This is a genomic window from Periweissella fabaria, assembly GCF_918814575.1.
Lineage (GTDB): Bacteria > Bacillota > Bacilli > Lactobacillales > Lactobacillaceae > Periweissella > Periweissella fabaria.
Map to the genome: position 1 here is coordinate 99,651 of NZ_CAKKNS010000007.1, position 17,791 is coordinate 117,441.

Genomic DNA, 17,791 nt, shown 5'->3' on the forward strand with positions numbered 1-17,791 from the left:
ATGGGATTACGATATTTAGTACTAAAAAATGGTTCAGTTTACCCTGGTGAAGGATTTGGTTCACCTAAAACTGTGCACGGCGAAATTGTATTTAGCACCGGTATGAGTGGTTACCAAGAAACAATGACAGATGCCAGTTACCTTGGTCAAATGATTACATTTACTTATCCAATGATTGGTAACTATGGTATTAACAAGGATGACTTTGAAAGTTTAAAACCAACAGCGGATGCAATTATTACCCACGAAATTGCCCGCCGCCCAAGTAACTTCCGTTCACAAATGAGCCTTGCTGAATTTGCTGAAAAAAAGGATTTACCAGGAATTACGGGAATTGATACGCGCGCTTTGACCAAAGAAATTCGGGACTCAGGTGCCATGGAAGCTGTGATTGTTGATTCATTAGATGAAGCAGTTGTTAAGGCAGCCTTTGAGATGGAACTTGCATCAACTCAAGTTGCTGAAGTTTCAACTAAAACGATTTACCAAGCTCCAACTGATGGAATTGGCATTGCGGTGATTGATTTTGGGATTAAAAATTCAATCCTCCGTGCACTTGCTAAACGTGGGGTAAATGTAACAGTTTTCCCAGCCACAGTTGATGCTGAAACTGTTTTATCTGCTAATCCAGATGGAATTCTCCTTTCAAACGGTCCTGGAGATCCTAAAGATGCAGCTTACGCAATTCCAATGATTCAAGAATTGCAAGCGCAATTACCATTAATGGGAATTTGTTTAGGCCACCAATTGTTCTCATTGGCCAATGGAGCAACAACTTACAAAATGAAATTCGGACACCGTGGTTTTAACCACGCAGTTCGTGACTTACGTAAAGCACATGCTGATTTTACATCACAAAACCACGGTTACGCTGTTGATGCCGACTCACTTGTTGGAACTGATTTAGAAGTAACCCACGTTGAAGTAAATGATAAAACAGTTGAAGGGGTACGTTTGAAGAGTCGTCCAGCCTTTTCAGTCCAATTCCACCCAGATGCTGCACCTGGTCCACACGATGCTGAATACATCTTTGACGATTTTATTGCTATGATTCAAGAAGTTAACAAGGGAGATAAATAATGCCAAAACGTACTGACATCAAGAAAATTTTAGTTATCGGTTCTGGTCCAATTGTGATTGGACAAGCCGCTGAGTTTGATTACTCAGGTGCGCAAGCATGTATTTCACTTCGAGAAGAAGGTTATGAAGTTATTTTAATTAACTCTAACCCAGCTACTATTATGACTGACGTTGAAATTGCTGATAAGGTTTTCATTGAACCAATTACTTTAGATTTCGTTTCAAAAATTATTCGTCAAGAATTACCAGATGCAATCTTACCAACACTTGGTGGTCAAACTGGTTTGAACATGGCCAAGCAATTATCTGAATCAGGAATTTTAGCTGAGTTTGACGTTGAATTACTTGGTACTAAGCTTGAAGCGATTGAAGAAGCTGAAGACCGTGAAGAATTTAAAATGTTGATGGAACGCTTAAATGAACCAGTTCCTGAATCAACGATTGCTGTAACAACTCAAGAAGCACTTGATTTTGCTAATGAAATTGGTTATCCAGTTGTTGTCCGTCCTGCTTATACATTAGGTGGTTTTGGTGGTGGATTTGCTAATAATGAACAAGAATTAGCTGAAACAGCTGCTAATGGTTTGGAATTATCACCTGTAACCCAAGTCTTGATTGAAAAATCAATTGCTGGTTATAAAGAAATTGAATTTGAAGTTATGCGCGATGCGGTTGACAATGCTTTAATCGTTGCTTCAATGGAAAACTTCGATCCAGTTGGAGTCCACACTGGGGATTCAATCGTGGTGTCACCTGTACAAACACTTTCAGATCGTGAATACCAAATGATGCGTGATGTTGCCCTAAAGATTATCCGTGCCTTGAAGATTGAGGGTGGAGTTAATATCCAAATGGCCTTAAATCCACTTAGCATGCAATACTACATCATCGAAGTTAACCCACGGGTTTCACGTTCATCAGCTTTGGCGTCTAAAGCAACTGGTTACCCAATTGCTAAGATGGCAGCTAAGATTGCGGTTGGTTTGAACTTAGATGAAATTACTAATCCTGTTACTGGAACAACATTAGCTGAATTTGAACCAGCCTTGGACTACGTTGTTGCTAAAATCCCACGTTGGCCATTTGATAAATTTACCGCTGCTGATCGTTCACTTGGAACACAAATGAAGGCAACTGGTGAAGTTATGGCAATTGGTCGTAACATGGAAGAAGCTTTGCTCAAAGCCGTACGTTCGCTTGAAATTGGTGTTATCCACGGTAACGAATTAAAATACGCTGACTTTTCAGACCAAGAACTTAAAGATGCACTTGTACCAGCCCGTGACGATCGTTTATTCATGCTCTTTGAACTAATTCGTCGGGGAGTAACCATTGAAGAAATTCATGATATTACTAAGATTGATATTTGGTTCTTGGATAAATTACTTCACATTGTTGAAATTGAAGCCCTTTTAGTAAATGATCAATCAGTTGCTGCTTTGACTTTAGCAAAGAAAAACGGATTCAGTGATGAAGCTATTGCTGGTTTCTGGAACAAGACTGCTAAAGAAGTACGTGATATCCGTAAGGCTGAAAAAGTACAACCAGTTTACAAAATGGTGGATACTGTGGCCGCTGAATTTAAATCAAAGACACCATACTACTATGGTACGTATGAACAAGAAAATGATGTCATTGTTAATGACAAGCCATCAGTACTTGTTCTTGGTTCAGGCCCAATTCGGATTGGACAAGGGGTTGAATTTGATTATGCGACTGTGCACTCAGTACGTGCAATCCAAGATGCTGGTTACGAAGCCATTATCATGAACTCAAACCCAGAAACAGTCTCAACAGACTTCTCAATTTCAGATAAGCTTTACTTCGAACCATTAACAATTGAAGATGTTTTAAATGTGATTGATTTAGAACAACCAATTGGAGTGGTTGTACAATTTGGTGGTCAAACAGCGATTAACTTAGCTAAGCCATTAGTTGAAAATGGTGTTAAGGTTCTTGGTACCAGTGTTGAAGCGCTTGACCGTGCGGAAGACCGGGAACTATTTGATCAAGTTATTAAGAAGCTTGATTTACCACAACCAGTAGGAGCGACCGCAACTACAGTTGAACATGCCGTTGAAGTTGCCCAACAAATTGGTTACCCAGTCTTGGTACGCCCATCATATGTTCTTGGTGGTCGCGCAATGGAAATTGTTGCTTCAGATGATGACTTACGCGATTACATGCAACGGGCCGTACAAGTTTCTAATGAACACCCAGTATTGATTGATTCATACTTAGTTGGTTCTGAAGCCGAAGTTGATGTTATCAGTGATGGTGAGACTGTTGTTATTCCAGGAATTTTGGAACACATTGAACGTGCCGGAGTTCACTCAGGTGACTCAATGGGAGTATACCCACCACAAACAATGTCAGCTAACGTGAAAGACCAAATTATTAAGGCATCAATTGCTTTAGCTAAAGAATTACAAACATTTGGTTTGATGAACATTCAGTTTGTTATTCACGACGACGTTGCTTATGTGATTGAAGTTAACCCACGTGCCTCACGGACAGTACCATTTATGTCTAAAGTTACTAAAATTCCAATGGCTCAAATTGCATCTAAGATTATGTTAGGTACTAAATTAGCTGATCTTGGTTTTGAAACTGGGTTGTACCCAGAAACTGAAGGCGTCCACGTGAAAGCACCAATCTTTAGTTTCAATAAATTACCAATGGTTGATAGTACTTTAGGACCTGAAATGAAATCAACAGGGGAAGTTATGGGTTCAGACGTCACATTCCCTAAAGCTTTATATAAGGCGTTCTTAGCTGCGAATGTATCAGTACCAAAACATGGTAACATTATGTTTACAGTTGCTGATGCGGATAAACAAGAAGCAATGGGCTTAGCTAAGCGCTTCCGTGCTCTTGGCTTCCAAATATATGCAACACAAAATACCGCTAATGTCTTTGAAGACGGTGGTGTTAAGACACGCGTAATGGGTAAGTTAACAGAATCAGATAATAATGCTGTTTCTGCACTTAAAGATCGCAAATTACAAATTGTTGTTAACACAATGGATAACAGTCGCCGGACAACTAATGATGGTGCTGAAATTCGTGAAGCAGCGATTGAAAATGCTGTTCCATTATTTACTTCGCTTGACACTGTTGCTGCCTTCCTAGATGTATTAGAAGATCAAGCTTTAAGTTTGATTGCGCTTTAAGAAATAAGTTAAGACGAGGAAAAATATTCATGAAACCGGTTATTGTAGCCCTAGATTTTGATAATAAAGCCGCTGCCTTTGCGTGCGTTGAACAACTTGCCAATTACGAAAATGTCTTTGTTAAAGTTGGAATGGAAATGTTTTATGCATATGGTCCTGAATTCATAAAGGAATTAAAACAACTTAATGTGAAAATTTTCCTTGATGTCAAAATGTATGACATTCCAAACACAGTTGAACATGCGGCTTTCCAAATTGGTAAGTTAGGCGTTGATATTGTGACCGTTCACGCAGCTGGAGGGCCAGCAATGATTGAAGCGGCTAAGCGTGGTTTACAAGCCGGTACTGCTGAAATTGGTAAAGCAACCCCGATGTTACTTGCTATTACGCAATTAACATCATTTTCTGAAGCCGATGTGCAGTATACACAAGGAATTAGTATGTCATTACAAGATTCTGTGATTCACTTAGCACGTCTAGCAGCTGCTTCAGGTGCTGATGGGGTTGTCGCTTCAGCTTATGAAGCCCAACTTATTCATGATAATGTTAACCCCGAGTTTAAAGTTATTACCCCTGGAATTCGTTTAGCTGGGGATGATGCATCTGATCAAAAGCGAGTGGTTACGCCTAAACGTGCCGCTGAATTTAGTAGCGATGGAATCGTAGTTGGTCGTTCAATTACGCAAGCTCACGATATGCGTCAAGCCTATCAACAAGTATTAACAGAATTTGAGGAGAAGTAAGATGAGTAATGTTGATTTACATGCAATTGCCACTGAAATTTCAGCTGGCTTATTAGAAATTGGAGCCGTTAAGTTACAACCAAATGACCCATTTACTTGGGCATCTGGTATTAAGAGTCCCATTTACACTGATAATCGCCAAACAATTGGATATCCAAAAGTTCGCTCAATTATTGCTCAAGGACTTGCAACGTTAATTAAAACTAAATTTCCTGATGTTGAAGTAATTGGTGGTGTCGCAACAGCCGGAATTCCACATGCTGCACTAGTAGCAGATATTTTGGAACTACCAATGATTTATGTTCGGGCCCAACCTAAAGATCACGGTGCTAAAAAGCAACTCGAAGGTTATGATGTCACGGGGAAAAAAGTAGTATTAATTGATGATTTAATCTCAACAGGTGGTTCTGTATTGGGTGCTGCTAAGGCGGTTACTGCTGAAGGTGGTCAGATGCTTGGGGTTGCTGCAATCTTCACATATGAGTTACCTAAAGCAGATCAAAATTTTGCTGCACAAGAGTTAGAATATTTTGCAGTAACAAACTACTCAAACTTGATTCAGACAGCAGCTAATGAAAATTATGTCTCACATGATGACGTGGAAATGTTAACTAACTGGCGCAACGAATTAGCAAAATAATATTAAAATTGGGAGATTTAATGATGGCAATTGATTTTAAGACAACGATGGCGAATGCAGAATTTCCAAGTATTTTCTTGAATGCATCTGGAGTTAACTGTATGACAGTTACTGAGATGGATGAAATGATTAACGCAGCATGTACCGGTGGTGTGGTTACTAAAAGTGCAACCCCACAACAACGTGAGGGGAATCCTCAACCACGGTATTACCAATTAGAACATGGTTCAATTAATTCTATGGGCTTACCAAATGAAGGTTTTCCATATTATTTGGATTATGTAACTAAAGAACATGCCAAGCCAACTATTTTATCAGTTGCCGGATTAAAAATGTCTGATAATATTGAATTGCTCCACAAAATTCAAGCAAGTGACTATACTGGGTTAACAGAACTTAACTTATCATGCCCTAACGTGATTGGTAAGCCACAAGTTGCCTATGATTTTGAAGAAACTGATGCCTTATTAGCTGAAATCTTTAGCTTTTACACAAAGCCATTGGGGGTTAAATTACCACCATACTTTGATTTAGTTCACTTTGATCAAATGGCGACAATTCTAAATAAATATCCATTAACCCACATTAATACTGTTAATTCAGTTGGAAATGGTTTGTGGATTGATATTGATACGGAAAAAGTGGTTATTAAACCTAAACAAGGTTTTGGTGGTTTAGGTGGAACGATGATCTTACCTACTGCGCTTGCTAATGTGCGCGCATTTCGTCAACGCCTTAACCCAAGTATCAAAATTATTGGTACCGGTGGGGTAACTAGCGGGGCGGACGTATTTATGCATCTCCTATGTGGTGCAGATATGGTTAGTGTTGGGACAGCTTTACTCCATGAAGGCGTGGGAATCTTCCAACGTTTAACGGATGAATTAACAACTATCATGGCGGAAAAAGGTTACACTTCAATCGAAGACTTCCGTGGTAAAGTACAAGATTTCTAAATAAGAAAGCGAGACGGGGTATCCAGTCTCGCTTTTTTGTTGGTTAAATTTAAAGTTAGTTTTTTTAAAATTAACAAAAGAGCCCACCAAGCGTGGTATTTAGATATATCGCTATCTTAATTTCTGTTATAATTTAGTAAATGTGGCGTTTAAAAGCCTCAATATTTTCTTAAAAGAAAGGTAATAACGCATGCAATGTCCTAATTGTCATTTTAATGATTCCCGGGTAGTGGATAGTCGACCAGCTGATGAAGGTCGGGCAATTCGCCGTCGTCGTGAATGTCCAAATTGTGGGACGCGATTTACAACTTTTGAACGCCTCGAAATGACGCGGTTATTTGTAATTAAAAATGATGGTACTCGTGAAGAATTTAACGGTGATAAACTTTTACGTGGTTTAATTCGGGCGGCTGAAAAGCGTCCAATTAAGAGTGATCAATTAATGCAAGTTGTTGCACAAGTTGAAAAGGATTTACGTAAACTAGGTGAAAGTGAAGTCACAAGCCAAATTATTGGTGAATATGCACTAAAATATTTAAAAGATATTGATAAAGTAGCGTATATTCGCTTTTCGAGTGTCTATAAACACTTTGATAGTATCGAAGTGTTTTTGCATGAGTTACATGATATTATTGACGAGAAATAATGGTTTAAGGAGTATCAATGACTGATTTAAAACAACAGCTCAATCCGATGAGTGGCTTTATTTTATCTGAAGGTGCTAAGTTGACGGACTATGATCAGTCAATTATTACAGCCCTTTATCAACCAATTATTGGTCCAGATGCGTTAGTTTTACTAAATACTTTCTGGAACTTAATTGATCAACAGCCGTTAATTTCGGAACGTATTTTACATACTACTTTGATGAATATTGTTAATCTTTCACCGCAAGCGATTGTTGCTTCACGTGGACGCTTAGAAGCAGTTAATTTAATGCAAACATGGCACAATACAGATACGCTTGGTGAATATTATGTGTATGAATTACATGCACCATTACAACCGCAGCAGTTTTTTACTGATGAATTGATGAGTGTATTATTATTGAGTGCAGTTGAAAGTAGTTATTATCAAAAACTACAACAACGGTTTCAACTCCGTCAGTTACGGCAAATTGATGGCGATAATATTTCTCAAAAAATTACAGATGTCTTTAATGTTAGTTCAGACGCATTTCAAAAAGTCGCCAGTCTAACCCCAAAAAGCTCACAACGGCAAAATAAAGCAACGATTGCATATGATGAAATTGTTGCTGAAAATGCCGCTGATTTTGATTTTGAGCTATTAGTTGATAGTCTCCAAAATACGGGAATTAATCGGCAAACATTGGAATTAAAACGAAATATGCTATTTGCGCTACATCAAACAGTCGGGATTAATGAATTAGAATTGAGTAAATATATTCGTAAAACAATGACTTTTGATACTTTTGAAATCAATGATGATTTACTTAAACAACAAGTGATTGATGCTTATCGGCCTCGTAATAAGCAAATGGCGCCCAAGGTGGCGGACACATCGGCAACACTAAATACGAAAGTAGCAGATAATGAGGTGACAACATTACCAGTAGCCGTCCAAACGGTATTACGGAATGCAGCCGAATTAAAGCCCCGCGAATTTTTACAAAGTGTTAAAGAAGAAAAAAATGGTTTTCCTACTGCTAATGAGGTGAAAACAATTACAGATGTTATTGAAGCGAATGTTTTACCACTAGAAGTTGTAAATATCTTAATTTTTTATGTATTAATTACGCTAGGGCGTGACAATATTAATCGGGCATATTTTAATAGTATTGCTAATACTTTAAGTCAAAATCATATTAGTGATGCGTTGAATGCGTTAAAGTTTTTAGGTAAATTTCAGCGTGAACAACAAACTAAGGTGACGAAAAAATATGCAACCGGTCGCTCAAGTAAAAAAGTCGAAACAAAACCAACATATGCCAAAGAGCCAACCCCAGAAGTATCGGCAAGTGAGTTAGCAGCGACTAAGGCTAGTCTTGAACGTCTTAAACAAAGTCGTTTGCAACAAGATAAAGCGCAAGGAGGGCAAGCATAATGGAAGATTTAGGTGCCAAGATGCGGACCTATTTGGATACGCATAAAGAACATGGAGCGCTGGTCCAAGCTACTTTACAGGAAGCGTTTAATAATCCGGAAGTCCAGGCTTTTTTAGCAGCACAAGCAGTTGCATTACCTGATGATTTTTTTGAAAAGTCAGCCGCTAAAATATTTGAATTTGTTAAACAAAAAAATAATTTAGCCCAAGGAAAACCAACGATTGCGCCCGGATATGTGCCAGAATTACGTTTAGAGCAAGGTTATGCAGCGGTAGTTTATCGGCCAACGCAACAAGCAATTATGGCTGAAAAAATGCGGAAACGGCAGGCTCGAATTCGGGCAATTAATATGCCTAAAACAATTCGGGAAGCTAGTTTTGACAATTTAGATTTGGATGCAACGCGCCAACCAATTGTTGGCCAGCTAATTGCCTGGTTTGATGCGTATGTTACACAGCCTAATGATTATCATCAGGGGATGTACCTTTATGGTAAGTATGGCATTGGTAAGACATACTTAATGGGGGCTTTGGCTAATGAACTAGCTGATCACGGAATTGCCGTCACAATGGTTCATTTCCCAACATTTGCCGTTGAGATGCGTAATTCGATTGCCAGTAAGGAAACAAATACCTTAGAGCAGATTCAAACCATTAAAGAGAGCCCAATTTTAATTATTGATGACATTGGTGCTGAATCAATGAGTTCATGGATTCGAGATGATATCTTAGGGGTTATTTTGGAATATCGGATGCAAAATGAATTAGCTACTTTCTTCACTTCAAATTTTGACTTAAAGCAATTAGAACATGAACACTTGGCCGAAACGAAACAAGCGATTGAACCAGTTAAAGCGGCACGTTTAATGCAGCGTATTCGCTTTTTAGCTAAAGAAGTCTTTATGAATGGCCATAATCGACGGCCAGGGGTTTAAATATTGTAATATAAGTAAGATGAAGATGGTGGTGTATTAGTTGCTATTTTTTAGCGAAAAAATAGCAGTAAAAGCTAGGATTAATACAATCATTTTTCTCGATCTATTAAGGGGATCAGATGTTTAAACAGAATTTACGTAATTATTTACGTCCGAAATCACTGCGCCAAATTTTGATGTATGTCTTTATTGGTATTATGGGGTTGGGCGTGTTTTTAACACGTTATGATGCACCGCTTTATCAGCAACATATTGTCGGGGTTGTTGAAAGTGCAAAACAGCAACGACAACAAAAAACAACTGATCAATTCAATAACGTTGACTACTCAATTAATCAGATTTTAGAAATTAAAATTTTGAATGGTAGTCGGCGTGGTGAAGAAGTTAAGGTGCAAAATAATTATTTTAAAAGTGGTGCTTTAAATCAGGCATATCGTCCAGGTCAACAATTATTTTTAAATCATGAAGCAGGAAATGATATTAGTATCATTGGCCAAAAGCGTGATACCTTAGTCGCCTTAATGGCCTGGATTACGGTGACATTACTGTTAGTCTTGATGCAGTTACCTGGATTATTAACACTAGTGAGTGTTCTTATTAACATTGGTTTATTATATATTGCAATTAAATTGAATCTAAACGTTACTAATATCAATGTTGTTTTGTTATTTAGTGGTGTAGGTGTCTTAATGGCCTTTGTAACTTTAAGTCTGGCATTAGGTTGGAATAAAAAAATGGCAATTACTTTAAGTGCGACTTTACTGAGCAGTATTATTGCACTAATTATAGCCAATGTTGTTATGACTTTAACTCATCAACGTGGTTTGGAATTTGAGTTAATGGATTATATTACACAATTACCACAACCAATTTTCTTAGCAGAGGCATTTTTAGCGGCACTAGGGGCGATTATGGATGCTTCAACCGATATTGTGGCGACACAATTTGAAGTTCAAGAAGCCCACCCTGAAATCTCACGGCGGAAGCTATTTGCTGCTGGCCTAGGAGTTGGCCGCTCTATTATGGGGGCTTTAACGAGTGTTTTATTCTTGATTTTTATCTCTGAAACATTTGCAATGAGTTTACTGTATTTGCGCAATGGTAATACATGGGGCTACACAATTGAAATTAATATGGTATTGGGGATGGTCCAAACGATAATTGCCGGTATTGGAATTGTATTAGCAGTCCCAATTGCAAGTGGTTTGGCGGCTTGGTTTGCACATAATAAGGAGGTTGCTCAATGAGTACAATGACAGCCTTATTTATTATTTTAGCGCTCTTGTTATTAATCGTTGGTGGCAAGATGGGAATTCAAACAATTGTTAGTTTAGTATTTAACTTTTTCTGGTTGTTTTTAACGATTACATTAATCGCGTGGGGCTTTTCACCATTAATAGTAGTAACGATTACAGGAATTATTATTTTAGCGATGACAATTTTTTTGAGTGATGATAATGATCAAGTAACACGGGTGGCGTTTGCAACCGGGGTCGTCATTATGCTCATTTTGATTGCAATAATTGTCCCAGTTGAACATTATGCGGCAGTACAAGGCTTTGCGAATGAAGATTCGGATGCTCTTGAAGGGTTATCATTAAATATCGGCGTCAATTTTTTACAAATAACGATGGTCGCTACAATTCTTAGTACGTTGGGTGCTATTGCTGAAGCTGCAATGGCGGTAGCTGCTGGGATGCAAGAATTAATTAGCGATAACCCTGATATTCCAACTAATAAATTATTTGGTCATGGGATGCATATTGGCCAACAAATTATTTCAACAGCGATTAATACGTTGTTTTTTGGATTTATGGGTAGTTTCCTAGGGTTAAGTATTTGGTTTATTCGTTTGAATTATGGCTTTGCTGATATGATTAATGCCAAAATTTTTGTATCAGAATTTCTATTATTGATTTTCTCAATGATTGCGGTCATTTTAGCGGTTCCATGTACAGCTTGGTTTATGAAATTAGACTTACAGCGCCAAAATAATAGTAACCATTCTGATTAATGTCGATATTAGTATTTAAAGCGTGAATATGATAGAGTAAAAGGGTGTTAAACATGCGTGTGACGCAGTTTATGCCCTTTTTTATTTGTGAATAATGTTGTTAAAAAGGGTGTAAGAAATATTTAATCTTCAATTAATTTTCTTATCATAAAATCTAATATCGTGATGGAAATATGGTATTATTAGAACATATTGAATAATTTAGAAAAGGATGTGCTGTCAGAATGAAATTTAAAAAAGCGGTTTTAGGGGTTGCAGCTGTTGCAACAGCTATGTTACTTGCTGCTTGTGGTGATAAAACTATCGCTACAATCAATGGAGGTCAAAAGATTACTGAGAGTGAATACTACTCAAGTTTGAAGTCAACTACTTCAGGTAAGCAAGTACTCTCAACAATGATTATTAATAATGCGTTGGATGCTCAATTTGGTAAGAAAGTTTCAGCTAAAGATGTTGACGCTGAATTTAATACTTACAAAAAGCAATATGGTAGTCAATTCTCTCAACAATTAGCAGCGTCTGGTTTGACAGTTGCTTCATTGAAGGAAAATATCCGGACTCAAAAGTTATTGAACTTGGCAATGCAAGATTACTCACCAGTATCAAAGAGTCAACTTGACAAGCAATTCAAATCTTACCAACCAAAAGTAACCGTTCGTTACATCTTGTTGAAAAACAACGATGATGGTAAGAAGCAAGCTGCAGATGTTATTAATGATTTGAACGATGCAAAGGGTGATAAGCAAGATGCATTTATTAAATTAGCTAAGAAGTACTCAACTGATCCATCAACAGCTAATAACGGTGGTTTATACACACCATTTGATAACACAGATACTAATACTGATCCAGCTTTCAAAGCAGCCGCATTCAAGCTTAAAAAGGGTGAATACACTAAGGAAGCCGTTTACTCAAAACAATTTGGTTACTTTGTCATCTACATGAAGAGTGCTAATGATAAGCCATCAAAGATTACACCAGCTATCAAGAAAGATTTGGAAAAACAAATTACTACTTCTAACTTGAATGATCAAACTAAGGTTTCAGCAGTTATCAAGAAAGTTATCCAAAAAGCCGATCCACAAATTAAAGACAACGATTTAAAGAATGTTTTACAAGCATACTTACAACCTAATTCAGCTGCTGCACAACAACAGCAACAAGCATCTGAAAACCCAGTTGGTAACTAATAAATAAAAAAACACTGAAAATTCAGTGTTTTTTTTATTTATTTTTTTGGTTGATATTTATTAAGCTCTGCTTGGATATGGTCAAGATGTTGTTGAATTCGTTCTAAGCGTGGTTGTGTTTTGAACTCAAATTTAGCAACAGAACGTTCAATGTCATCTTGCAAGGATTCTAGTTGTGGTAAGCTTGCTTGAAGCTGACTACTTGACGCTTTAAGGCTTGCAATGGCTTGTTTAAGTTGACTAATTTGATTGATAAGTTGACGAAAATTTAATTCAATTTGTTTAAAAAAATGTCGCCAATAGGCTGTTAATTGTTTAAACATCATCCAACCTCCTTTATTTAGCTAAGTGGTTAGTAATTGCCTTTTGAACATCGCTATATTGTTCCGCTGAGTATAAATCAGAATTATCAGCAAACTTAATACTGATATCATCTTCAGAGGTATAACGTGGAATTAAATGAATGTGGGAGTGAAATACTGATTGATAAGCGATTTGACCGTTATTGTTAACGATATTAAGGCCTTTAATGTCACTATTGATGGCCTTAATTGCACGGGCTAGCTCGGGGAGCTTAGCAAATACTTTAGTTGCTAAGTCAGCGTCATATTCAAAAATATCTGCGACGTGCTTTTTAGGAACTAATAGTGTGTGTCCAGGGGTAACTTGGGTGATATCAAGAAACGCAAGAACATCATCATCTTCATAGACTTTATAACTTGGAATATCACCGTTGATGATTTTACAAAAAATACAATCTTCCATTAGAAAACTCCTTCAAATATATTGTTGTTGGTTAATTTAATTCTAGCTCATTTATAAAGCGATTGGTAATACTTTAGCGCATTAATTCTAACATATCTTAGATAATTGAGTATGGTATACTGATTCAATAGGATTATTATAGACAATAGAAATTCAAAATTATTTAAAATGAGAGGCAAGTTACGGTAATGACATTAACAATTAATCATTTAGTTGGTGGATATTCACAAGTTCCAGTAATTAAAGATGTGAACTTTGAAGTTGCAGATCAAGAATTGGTCGCTTTGATCGGTCTTAATGGTGCCGGAAAGTCAACCACGATTAATCATATCATTGGCTTACTAACACCCCAACATGGTGATGTCACAATTGATGGAACATCATTAATGGCTAATCCGGCTTTATATAAGCAAAAAATTGCTTATGTGCCTGAACAGCCAGTGTTATATGATGAGTTAACGCTTAAAGAGCATTTAGAATTAACGATTATGGCGTATCAATTAGATGATGCAGTTGCGTGGAATCACGCTAATAAGTTATTGAAAATTTTTCGTTTAGATAATAAGTTAAGTTGGTTTCCGGCTAATTTTTCTAAGGGAATGAAACAAAAAGTCATGTTGGTTAATGCATTTATGACAGAAGCAGACGTATTTATTATTGATGAACCATTTATTGGATTAGATCCATTAGCAGTTCATGATTTACTTGGCTTAATTGCGGATGTTAAAGCCCGTGGAGCAGCAGTTTTAATGTCAACTCACGTTCTTGATACCGCAGAAAAAATCGCCGATCGCTTCGTACTTTTACACAACGGTGAAGTACGTGCAGATGGTACTTTGGCGCATTTACGGGCCCAATTCCCTGAAGCTGGTGAATCCTTAAATGATATCTATTTGACACTTGCGAAAGAGGTCTAAAGATGGATAAATTATTTCAACAACGCCGCCAAAAACACATGCAACGCATGTTTCGTTATTTACGGTTAGTATTTAATGATCAATTTACAATTGCGTTTGTGTTTTTGATTGGTGGGTTAGGATATTGGTATGCAGGGTTTCTGCAAACGTTACAATATGCATGGTGGGAAAAATTCATTGCCATGTTTTTAATGATTGGGCTATTACAATTCGGTAATCTGGCGACATTGTTAAAACCAGCGGATAAAGTTTTTTTATTACCACAAGAAATTAATATGGAGCGCTATTTAAAGGCAGCTTTACGCCATAGTTTGTGGCTAAGCCTTTTAGTCCAAGTTGTTGGTGTTGTTTGCTTACTTCCATTCATAGAAGTTGCTTTTCAAGCTAATTTTATTGAAACGCTATGGTTAATTCCAACATTTATTGTGTTTAAAGTTTTGATATTATATGATCAAATGCAAAGCTACTATAGCCACCATAATTTATTATGGTTACGCTTGGCCTTACCATTACTAACATTTGCGCTGTTTGGGGTACGACTAGATATGGCATGGGCCTTTATTTTTATCTTAATTGCTGCTGCAGCACGTTTTGGTGTTCGTGATAAATTTTGGAATGGTATTTTTGACTGGAATGAAGCGATTGCTATTGAAAGTGGTCGGCAGTTGAATATGTTACGTTTCTTTAACTTATTCACCGATGTCCCTCAAATTGGTGGGCAAACAAAACGCCGAATATGGTTAAATTTCTGGTTTGAGCGGCTACCCAAAGATTCTCAACATGTGTATACTAATTTATACTGGCGGGGACTATTACGGAGTAGTGAATATTTTGGCTTAATTGTCCGCTTAACGGCGATAGGGGCCTTGATTGCCTATTTTGTGCATAATGAAATTGTGACCCCAGTCATTTTAGCGCTAATATTATATTTAATTGGTATTCAGTTGTTGCCACTTTATCATAAATATGATGAAATAGTATTTACGCACTTGTACCCAATTGATCCAAAAATTAGGCAAAACAACTTTAAACAAGTTATGGTTAAAGTGTTAAGTGTGATTGGTATTATCTTACTCCTAGCTAATTTAGTAGGTAGTGCACCATGGTCGACATTTTTTATTAGCTTAGGAATTATTATTGTTGAAATTGTGCTTTTTAGTTATTGGTTAGTACCAAAACGGATTGCACGTAAAGAATTATTGAAATAAGAATTGAGGAACTCAGATGCGTTTACGTCGAAAACCTTGGGCAGTACAATGGCTTGCTGACCATGCCGATTTAGTGATTACACAAGCTAAGGCAGAAACATTAAAAAATAACTGGCAAAGTATCTTCCCAAAAGAACAACCAATTATGATTGAAGTTGGAACTGGGAAAGGTCAATTTATCATTGGAATGGCCAAAAAATACCCCGAGATAAACTTCATTGGGATGGAAATTCAAGAAGGTGCCGTGGCTGTTGCTGGCCGGAAAGCATATGAAGATGCTGATGAATTACCAAACTTGCGCTTTGTTTACGGTGATGGAGCTGGAGTAGACACTTATTTTGCTAAGGGTGAAGTTGCAAAAGTATTCTTAAACTTCTCTGATCCATGGCCTAAATCAGGACATGAAAAGCGGCGTTTAACATACAAATCATTCTTGCAAAGTTACGAAAACATTTTACCAGTAAATGGTGAAGTTGAATTTAAGACTGATAATCGTGGGTTGTTTGAATATTCTTTAGGTAGTTTTGCTAACTATGGAATGACTTTTGATAAAGTATGGCTTGATATGCACAACGAAGATGCAGCCAACTTAGAACAAAACGTTGAAACTGAGTATGAACAAAAATTCAAAGTTAAAGGTCCAATTTATAAATATTTAGGCCACTTTACAACAAAGTAAATTAATATATATGAAAGGTAGATTCTATTATTGGAATCTACCTTTTTTTAGCTTGTAATCGGTTAATTATGATAAAATTGGACTAATAGTTTTTAAGTATTTAATTCTAGTTGGAGATATTTAAGATGGTAAATAACGACGAGTATTTAAAAATAACCAAACAATTAGATAAAGGGTGGCGTGTGATTGACGAAAACCGCGTCCCGTTTTTACGTAAGGTGTTAGGATGGCTAGGTAATCCAGATCAAAAATATAAAATAATTCACGTGGCGGGTACAAATGGTAAAGGCTCAACCGGTGAAATGTTGAATCAAATTTTGCAAGCCAGTGGGTATCGGGTAGGGAAGTTCTCAAGTCCTGGTTTATACACATATCGTGAACAAGTGATGATTAATAGCACGTACATTACACCGTCTGAATTTGTCCGTGAATTTAATAAAATTTTGGCAGTTCTTAAAGCCCATGATTTAGATATGCAAACGTTATCCTTTTTTGAATGGTGGACGGTGATTTCATTAAGTTACTTTGGAAGCCAACAATTAGATATTGCCATTATTGAAGTTGGGGTCGGTGGCGATTTAGATGCAACCAATGCGATTACAACATCATTGCTAAATATTTTTACCAAGATTACGTATGACCATCAAGATATTTTGGGGGATGATTTAGTAACCATTGCCACTGCTAAATGTGGTATTTTACGCCCTGGGGCCCATGTGATTAGTTATAGTGGTCAAGATGCGGAAGTTCAAGCCGTTATTAATGAGCGTGCTCAAGCGATAGGGGCTAAATTATATGATGGTCCAAGACCAATTATAACGACGTATAAAGTATCACCGGCAGGGACCAATGTTAAAATTAATGATCGTCTCGAGGTGTTTTTGAGTTTGAGTGGTCATTTTCAGTTATTAAACTTAAATACCGTTTTACAAGCTGTTAATGTCTTGCGCCAGTTAGATTACCAAATCTCAGATGCGGCCATTAAAGATGGCTTAGGCCAAGCTAATTTACCAGGGCGGATGGAATATGATGCCAAAAATAATATCATTCGGGATGCTGCTCATAATCCAGATGGAATTGAAGCGCTAGTGGCATCGTTAAAATCGTGGCGATTGCCATTTAAACCAACCGTAATTTTAGGGATATTACGTGATAAAAATTATATGACAATGCTGGAAGAGTTATTACCATACGTGGCCCGGATTATTGCGATTACACCTGCTAATCCAAGCCGTTCATTAACAGCAGATGAATTAGCAGCGCAAATTTTAGAGATGGATGATAATGTTGAAGTTTCAATTGCGGATGATCCGACAGCAGCGATTACGGTTGCTCGTCAAGTACGAGAGTCAAGTGATGCAATGATTGTTATTACAGGTTCTTTTTATACTTTACGGGCAGTTAAAGGAATTAAATTTTAGAAATAC

17 protein-coding genes are annotated in these 17,791 nt (G+C 37.2%); 15 read left to right on the forward strand and 2 right to left on the reverse strand.

Annotation, left to right across the window (positions count from 1 at the left end; all coding sequences use genetic code 11):
* The 11 genes from LQZ75_RS07885 to LQZ75_RS07935 all read left to right on the forward strand — a co-directional run bounded on the left by LQZ75_RS07885 (window position 1) and on the right by LQZ75_RS07935 (window position 12,795).
* Window positions 1-1,080, forward strand: coding sequence for a carbamoyl phosphate synthase small subunit (locus tag LQZ75_RS07885; RefSeq protein ID WP_230097277.1), 1,080 nt, complete (start codon window positions 1-3; stop codon window positions 1,078-1,080).
* On the forward strand, window positions 1,080-4,253 hold the full coding sequence (gene carB / locus LQZ75_RS07890; RefSeq protein ID WP_230097278.1) for a carbamoyl-phosphate synthase large subunit: 3,174 nt from the start codon (window positions 1,080-1,082) through the stop codon (window positions 4,251-4,253). The genes LQZ75_RS07885 and carB overlap by 1 nt, the downstream gene beginning before the upstream one ends.
* A gap of 29 nt (window positions 4,254-4,282) precedes the next feature.
* Window positions 4,283-4,996, forward strand: a complete 714-nt coding sequence (gene pyrF, locus LQZ75_RS07895; protein ID WP_230097279.1) for an orotidine-5'-phosphate decarboxylase — start codon at window positions 4,283-4,285, stop codon at window positions 4,994-4,996.
* A gap of 1 nt (window position 4,997) precedes the next feature.
* On the forward strand, window positions 4,998-5,636 hold the full coding sequence (gene pyrE / locus LQZ75_RS07900; protein WP_230097280.1) for an orotate phosphoribosyltransferase: 639 nt from the start codon (window positions 4,998-5,000) through the stop codon (window positions 5,634-5,636).
* Window positions 5,637-5,656: 20 nt separating this feature from the next.
* The gene (locus tag LQZ75_RS07905) at window positions 5,657-6,592 is read left to right on the forward strand and encodes a dihydroorotate oxidase (protein ID WP_230097281.1); all 936 of its coding nucleotides are present in this window, start codon (window positions 5,657-5,659) and stop codon (window positions 6,590-6,592) included.
* A 190-nt stretch (window positions 6,593-6,782) separates the two neighbouring features.
* Window positions 6,783-7,238 (forward strand): transcriptional regulator NrdR, encoded by a 456-nt coding sequence (gene nrdR / locus LQZ75_RS07910; protein ID WP_230097282.1) that lies wholly within the window; start codon window positions 6,783-6,785, stop codon window positions 7,236-7,238.
* 17 nt (window positions 7,239-7,255) lie between these two features.
* A complete protein-coding gene (locus tag LQZ75_RS07915; RefSeq protein WP_230097283.1) occupies window positions 7,256-8,656 on the forward strand; it encodes a DnaD domain protein in 1,401 nt (466 codons plus the stop codon).
* Window positions 8,656-9,591, forward strand: a complete 936-nt coding sequence (gene dnaI / locus LQZ75_RS07920; RefSeq protein ID WP_230097284.1) for a primosomal protein DnaI — start codon at window positions 8,656-8,658, stop codon at window positions 9,589-9,591. The genes LQZ75_RS07915 and dnaI overlap by 1 nt, the downstream gene beginning before the upstream one ends.
* Before the next feature lie 119 nt (window positions 9,592-9,710).
* Window positions 9,711-10,838, forward strand: coding sequence for a YibE/F family protein (locus tag LQZ75_RS07925; RefSeq protein WP_230097285.1), 1,128 nt, complete (start codon window positions 9,711-9,713; stop codon window positions 10,836-10,838).
* Window positions 10,835-11,605, forward strand: a complete 771-nt coding sequence (locus LQZ75_RS07930) for a YibE/F family protein (RefSeq protein ID WP_230097286.1) — start codon at window positions 10,835-10,837, stop codon at window positions 11,603-11,605. Before LQZ75_RS07925 ends, LQZ75_RS07930 begins: the two co-directional genes overlap by 4 nt.
* A gap of 224 nt (window positions 11,606-11,829) precedes the next feature.
* The gene (locus LQZ75_RS07935; RefSeq protein WP_230097287.1) at window positions 11,830-12,795 is read left to right on the forward strand and encodes a peptidylprolyl isomerase; all 966 of its coding nucleotides are present in this window, start codon (window positions 11,830-11,832) and stop codon (window positions 12,793-12,795) included.
* A 38-nt stretch (window positions 12,796-12,833) separates the two neighbouring features.
* Here LQZ75_RS07935 and LQZ75_RS07940 read toward each other — a convergent pair whose 3' ends face one another.
* Both LQZ75_RS07940 and LQZ75_RS07945 read right to left on the reverse strand, forming a co-directional pair.
* Complete coding sequence (locus LQZ75_RS07940) at window positions 12,834-13,121, reverse strand: hypothetical protein (protein WP_230097288.1); 288 nt, start codon at window positions 13,119-13,121, stop codon at window positions 12,834-12,836.
* Window positions 13,122-13,131: 10 nt separating this feature from the next.
* Complete coding sequence (locus LQZ75_RS07945) at window positions 13,132-13,560, reverse strand: HIT family protein (RefSeq protein WP_230097289.1); 429 nt, start codon at window positions 13,558-13,560, stop codon at window positions 13,132-13,134.
* A 188-nt stretch (window positions 13,561-13,748) separates the two neighbouring features.
* Between LQZ75_RS07945 and LQZ75_RS07950 the strand changes: the two genes are divergently transcribed.
* The 4 genes from LQZ75_RS07950 to LQZ75_RS07965 all read left to right on the forward strand — a co-directional run bounded on the left by LQZ75_RS07950 (window position 13,749) and on the right by LQZ75_RS07965 (window position 17,785).
* Complete coding sequence (locus tag LQZ75_RS07950) at window positions 13,749-14,477, forward strand: ABC transporter ATP-binding protein (RefSeq protein WP_230097290.1); 729 nt, start codon at window positions 13,749-13,751, stop codon at window positions 14,475-14,477.
* Window positions 14,478-14,479: 2 nt separating this feature from the next.
* Window positions 14,480-15,685, forward strand: coding sequence for an ABC transporter permease (locus tag LQZ75_RS07955; protein ID WP_230097291.1), 1,206 nt, complete (start codon window positions 14,480-14,482; stop codon window positions 15,683-15,685).
* Between the two features lie 16 nt (window positions 15,686-15,701).
* The gene (trmB, locus tag LQZ75_RS07960) at window positions 15,702-16,364 is read left to right on the forward strand and encodes a tRNA (guanosine(46)-N7)-methyltransferase TrmB (protein WP_230097292.1); all 663 of its coding nucleotides are present in this window, start codon (window positions 15,702-15,704) and stop codon (window positions 16,362-16,364) included.
* A gap of 125 nt (window positions 16,365-16,489) precedes the next feature.
* A complete protein-coding gene (locus tag LQZ75_RS07965) occupies window positions 16,490-17,785 on the forward strand; it encodes a bifunctional folylpolyglutamate synthase/dihydrofolate synthase (RefSeq protein WP_230097293.1) in 1,296 nt (431 codons plus the stop codon).
* The last annotated feature ends 6 nt before the right edge of the window (window positions 17,786-17,791 follow it).

Coding starts and splice junctions, on each gene's coding strand:
- LQZ75_RS07885 (WP_230097277.1), top strand. CDS start 1: ATGGGATTACGATATTTAGTACTAAAAAATGGTTCAGTTTACCCTGGT.
- carB (WP_230097278.1), top strand. CDS start 1,080: ATGCCAAAACGTACTGACATCAAGAAAATTTTAGTTATCGGTTCTGGT.
- pyrF (WP_230097279.1), top strand. CDS start 4,283: ATGAAACCGGTTATTGTAGCCCTAGATTTTGATAATAAAGCCGCTGCC.
- pyrE (WP_230097280.1), top strand. CDS start 4,998: ATGAGTAATGTTGATTTACATGCAATTGCCACTGAAATTTCAGCTGGC.
- LQZ75_RS07905 (WP_230097281.1), top strand. CDS start 5,657: ATGATGGCAATTGATTTTAAGACAACGATGGCGAATGCAGAATTTCCA.
- nrdR (WP_230097282.1), top strand. CDS start 6,783: ATGCAATGTCCTAATTGTCATTTTAATGATTCCCGGGTAGTGGATAGT.
- LQZ75_RS07915 (WP_230097283.1), top strand. CDS start 7,256: ATGACTGATTTAAAACAACAGCTCAATCCGATGAGTGGCTTTATTTTA.
- dnaI (WP_230097284.1), top strand. CDS start 8,656: ATGGAAGATTTAGGTGCCAAGATGCGGACCTATTTGGATACGCATAAA.
- LQZ75_RS07925 (WP_230097285.1), top strand. CDS start 9,711: ATGTTTAAACAGAATTTACGTAATTATTTACGTCCGAAATCACTGCGC.
- LQZ75_RS07930 (WP_230097286.1), top strand. CDS start 10,835: ATGAGTACAATGACAGCCTTATTTATTATTTTAGCGCTCTTGTTATTA.
- LQZ75_RS07935 (WP_230097287.1), top strand. CDS start 11,830: ATGAAATTTAAAAAAGCGGTTTTAGGGGTTGCAGCTGTTGCAACAGCT.
- LQZ75_RS07940 (WP_230097288.1), bottom strand. CDS start 13,121: ATGATGTTTAAACAATTAACAGCCTATTGGCGACATTTTTTTAAACAA.
- LQZ75_RS07945 (WP_230097289.1), bottom strand. CDS start 13,560: ATGGAAGATTGTATTTTTTGTAAAATCATCAACGGTGATATTCCAAGT.
- LQZ75_RS07950 (WP_230097290.1), top strand. CDS start 13,749: ATGACATTAACAATTAATCATTTAGTTGGTGGATATTCACAAGTTCCA.
- LQZ75_RS07955 (WP_230097291.1), top strand. CDS start 14,480: ATGGATAAATTATTTCAACAACGCCGCCAAAAACACATGCAACGCATG.
- trmB (WP_230097292.1), top strand. CDS start 15,702: ATGCGTTTACGTCGAAAACCTTGGGCAGTACAATGGCTTGCTGACCAT.
- LQZ75_RS07965 (WP_230097293.1), top strand. CDS start 16,490: ATGGTAAATAACGACGAGTATTTAAAAATAACCAAACAATTAGATAAA.